4 protein-coding genes are annotated in these 3670 nt (G+C 69.3%); all 4 read left to right on the forward strand.

Features of this window, described 5'->3' with window-relative positions; translation table 11 throughout:
- Positions 1 to 2305: hybrid sensor histidine kinase/response regulator (locus DT074_RS27650; protein ID WP_162915293.1), on the forward strand; the 2305-nt coding region annotated here is incomplete at its 5' end.
- Positions 2302 to 2766, forward strand: a complete 465-nt coding sequence (locus tag DT074_RS27655) for a chemotaxis protein CheW (protein ID WP_119423050.1) — start codon at positions 2302 to 2304, stop codon at positions 2764 to 2766. The genes DT074_RS27650 and DT074_RS27655, both read left to right, overlap by 4 nt.
- 31 nt (positions 2767 to 2797) lie before the next feature.
- Complete coding sequence (locus DT074_RS27660) at positions 2798 to 3163, forward strand: response regulator (protein ID WP_119423051.1); 366 nt, start codon at positions 2798 to 2800, stop codon at positions 3161 to 3163.
- Between the two features lie 19 nt (positions 3164 to 3182).
- Positions 3183 to 3670 (forward strand): response regulator (locus DT074_RS27665; RefSeq protein WP_368744953.1); only part of this gene is annotated, 488 nt, incomplete at its 3' end.

Here is a 3670-nt window from a genome sequence, read left to right on the forward strand (position 1 = left end):
GGTCGCCGCCAAGCCCGCGGCCCCGCCGCCGCCCGCCCCTGTCGCCGCCGCGCCGGCCGCCGACGAATCCGTCGACCCCGCGCTCGGCCGCGGGCTCAAGCCCGGAGAAGTAACCTTGGACGAGCTCGAAGCCGTGTTCCGCTCCACGCCCGGCCCCGTCGCCGCCGCGCCCGAGCCCGCCGTCGAGGCCGCGAAGGCCGCGCCGCCGGCCGAGGTGAAGGCCGACGAGACGACCGGCGAGAGCGCCGTCGCCGGCCAGAACATCCGCGTCCGCGTCGACCTGCTCGAGAATCTGATGACCATGGTCAGCGAGCTGGTGCTGACCCGCAACCAGCTGCTGCAGATGGTGCGCAAGGTCAACGATTCGGAATTCGCCGCGCCGCTGCAGCGCCTTTCGCTGGTCACGACCGAGCTGCAGGAAGGCGTCATGAAGACGCGCATGCAGCCGATCGGCAGCGCCTGGGCCAAGCTGCCGCGCATCATCCGCGATCTCGGCCGCGAGCTCGGCAAGAAGATCGACCTGCAGATGATCGGCGCCGAGACCGAGCTCGACCGCCAGGTGCTGGAGCTGATCAAGGATCCGCTGACGCACATGGTCCGCAACTCGGCCGACCACGGTCTCGAGCGGCCGGAGGAGCGCGCCCGCCTCGGCAAGGCCGAGACCGGCAAGGTGGTGCTGCAGGCCTATCACGAGGGCGGCCACATCATCATCGAGATCCGCGATGACGGCCGCGGCCTCGACACCGCCAAGATCCGCGCCAAGGCGCTGGAGAAGGGCCTCGCCACCGAGGCCGAGCTCGACGCGATGTCGGAGCGCGAGCTGACCCGCTTCATCTTCAAGCCGGGCTTCTCGACCGCCGCCAAGGTGACCTCGGTCTCCGGCCGTGGCGTCGGCATGGACGTGGTGCGCACCAATATCGAGAAGATCGGCGGCACCATCGATCTGCGCACCGAGCTCGGCAAGGGCTCGACCTTCACCATCAAGATCCCGCTGACGCTCGCGATCGTCTCGGCGCTGATCGTCGAAAGCGCGGGCGAGCGCTTCGCGGTGCCGCAGATCAGCGTGATCGAGCTGGTCCGCGCCTCGCCGGAGAGCGAGCAGCGGATCGAGCGGATCGAGACCGCGGCGGTGCTCCGCCTGCGCAACCAGCTGCTGCCGCTGGTCTACCTCAACGAGCTGCTCGGCCTCGAGGCCGAGGGCGCCGGCCTGAAGAAGGCGAGCGAGGACGCCTATGTCGTCGTGACGCAGGTCGGCAACCACCGCTTCGGCATGGTGGTCGACCGCGTGTTCGACACCGAGGAAATCGTGGTCAAGCCGGTGGCGCCGATCCTGCGCAACATCAACGTCTATTCCGGCAACACCATCCTGGGCGACGGCAGCGTGATCATGATCCTGGACCCGAACGGCGTGGCGCAGCGCTCCGGCCAGCAGGTGCAGGATGCCGCACGGACCGACGAGGACGCGGCGAAGCGCGACGGCCGCGGCGACGAGCGCACGGCGCTGCTGCTGTTCCGGGCCGGCGGCCAGGAGCCGAAGGCGGTGCCGCTCGCACTGGTCGCCCGCCTCGAGGAGATCGAGACCAAGGACGTCGAGACGGTCAACGGCCAGATGGTCGTGCAGTATCGCGGCAAGCTGATGCCGCTGATCTCGATCGGCGCGCCGCCGACGCTGGAGGCGAATGGCCGCCAGCCGGTCGTCGTCTTCGCCGACCGCGACCACAATATGGGCCTGATGGTCGACGAGATCGTCGACATCGTCGACGACCGCCTGGCGGTCGAGCTGAAGACCCGCCGCGACGGCGTGCTCGGCTCGGCGGTGATCGCCGGCAAGGCGACCGAGGTGATCGACGTCGGCCACTTCCTGGCGCATGCGCGCGACGACTGGTTCGGCGGCGGCGCCGGCACCCCTTTCGGGGGGATGGATAACAGCCGCCGCCTGCTGCTGGTCGACGACAGCCCGTTCTTCCGCAACATGCTGGCGCCGCTGCTGCAGGTCGCGGGCTATGAGGTCACGACGGCCGAGAGCGCCGATGCCGCCCTCAAGCTGCGCGAGGACGGTGCCGATTTCGATCTGATCCTGAGCGATATCGAGATGCCGGGCATGGACGGCTTCGCCTTTGCCGAGGCGATCCGCCAGGAAGGCCGCTGGCGCGAGACGCCGATCGTGGCGCTCTCCGGCCATGCCAGCCAGCGCCTGATGGACCGCGGCCGCGAGGTCGGCTTCGCCGACTACGTGCCGAAGCTCGATCGTGACGCGCTCCTCGCCTCGCTCGAACAGACGCTCAACCGGAGCCACGCAGCATGAGCACCGTTTCCTCCGATAATTCGACCGCGGAATACGTCACCGTCACGGTCGACGGGCAGATGTTCGGCATCCCCGTGCTCTCCGTGCAGGACGTGCTGGGTCCGCAGAAGATCACCAGGATCCCACTGTCGCCGCCGGAGATCGCCGGCGTGCTCAATTTGCGCGGCCGCATCGTCACTGCGATCGACCTGCGCCGCCGGCTCCGCCTCGCGGCGCGGCCCGAGGGCGAGCGCGGCATGAGCGTGGTGGTCGAGCACAAGGGCGAGCCCTACAGCCTGATCGTCGACAGCGTCGGCGAGGTGATGGCCCTGCCGGAGAGCGCCTTCGAGCGCAATCCGCCGACCTTGAGCGCCCGCTGGCGCGAGATCTCCGGCGGCATCTACCGGCTGGATGGCAAGCTGCTGGTCGTGCTCGAAGTCGACAAGGCGCTCGATTTCGGCCCCGTGGCGGAGGCCGCCTGACGGCCGGCCTGAGTTTCAAGGAGGCGCGACCATGAAGTCCTGCCTGGTAGTCGACGACAGCCGCGTCATCCGCATGGTGGCCCGTCGCATTCTCGAGCAGATGTCGTTTCAGATCGAAGAGGCGACCGACGGCAAAGAGGCCCTCGAGGCCTGCCACAAGAAGATGCCGGACGCGATCCTGCTCGACTGGAACATGCCGGTGATGAACGGCATCGACTTCCTCAGGGCGCTGCGCTCGACGCCGACCGGTGGCCAGCCCGTGGTCGTCTTCTGCACCACGGAGAACGACATCGCGCATATCCGCGAAGCGATCGAAGCCGGCGCCAACGAGTACATCATGAAGCCCTTCGACCGCGACATCATCGAGGCCAAATTCGCGCAAGTCGGTCTGGTCTGATCCCGTGACAGCCCTTCCGGTGCAACGACCCGACGCCACCGCCGCGTCCGACGCCTGCCGCGTCGTCCTGGTCGACGATTCCAGCGTGATCCGCGGCATGGTGACCCGCTGGCTCGAGCAGGAGCCCGGCATCGCCGTGGTCGGCAGCGCGCCGAACGGCGCCGCCGCCTTGTCGCTGGTCGCCCGCGTCGACCCCGATGTGGTGGTGCTCGACATCGAGATGCCGGAGATGGATGGGCTCACCGCCCTGCCGAAGCTGCTCGCGGCCAACCGCGAGATCAAGGTGGTGATGGCGTCGACGCTCACGCTCCGCAACGCGGATATCAGCATGCGGGCGCTGCAGCTCGGCGCCGCCGACTACGTGGCGAAGCCGGAAAGCGCCCGCGACCCGAACGCCGCCGAGACCTTCCGCCGCGAGCTGATCCAGAAGATCCGCGTGCTCGGCGGGCCGCGCGCCGCCCGCCGCCGGCCGAACCAGACGCCGCGCGCCGCGCGCCCGCTGGCCGC

Source organism: Desertibaculum subflavum (assembly GCA_003576705.1).
GTDB classification, from domain to species: domain Bacteria; phylum Pseudomonadota; class Alphaproteobacteria; order Ferrovibrionales; family Ferrovibrionaceae; genus Desertibaculum; species Desertibaculum subflavum.

Bases quoted from the DNA above. Each gene is read 5' to 3' on its own strand.
- DT074_RS27655 (WP_119423050.1), top strand. From the start codon at position 2,302: ATGAGCACCGTTTCCTCCGATAATTCGACCGCGGAATACGTCACCGTC.
- DT074_RS27660 (WP_119423051.1), top strand. From the start codon at position 2,798: ATGAAGTCCTGCCTGGTAGTCGACGACAGCCGCGTCATCCGCATGGTG.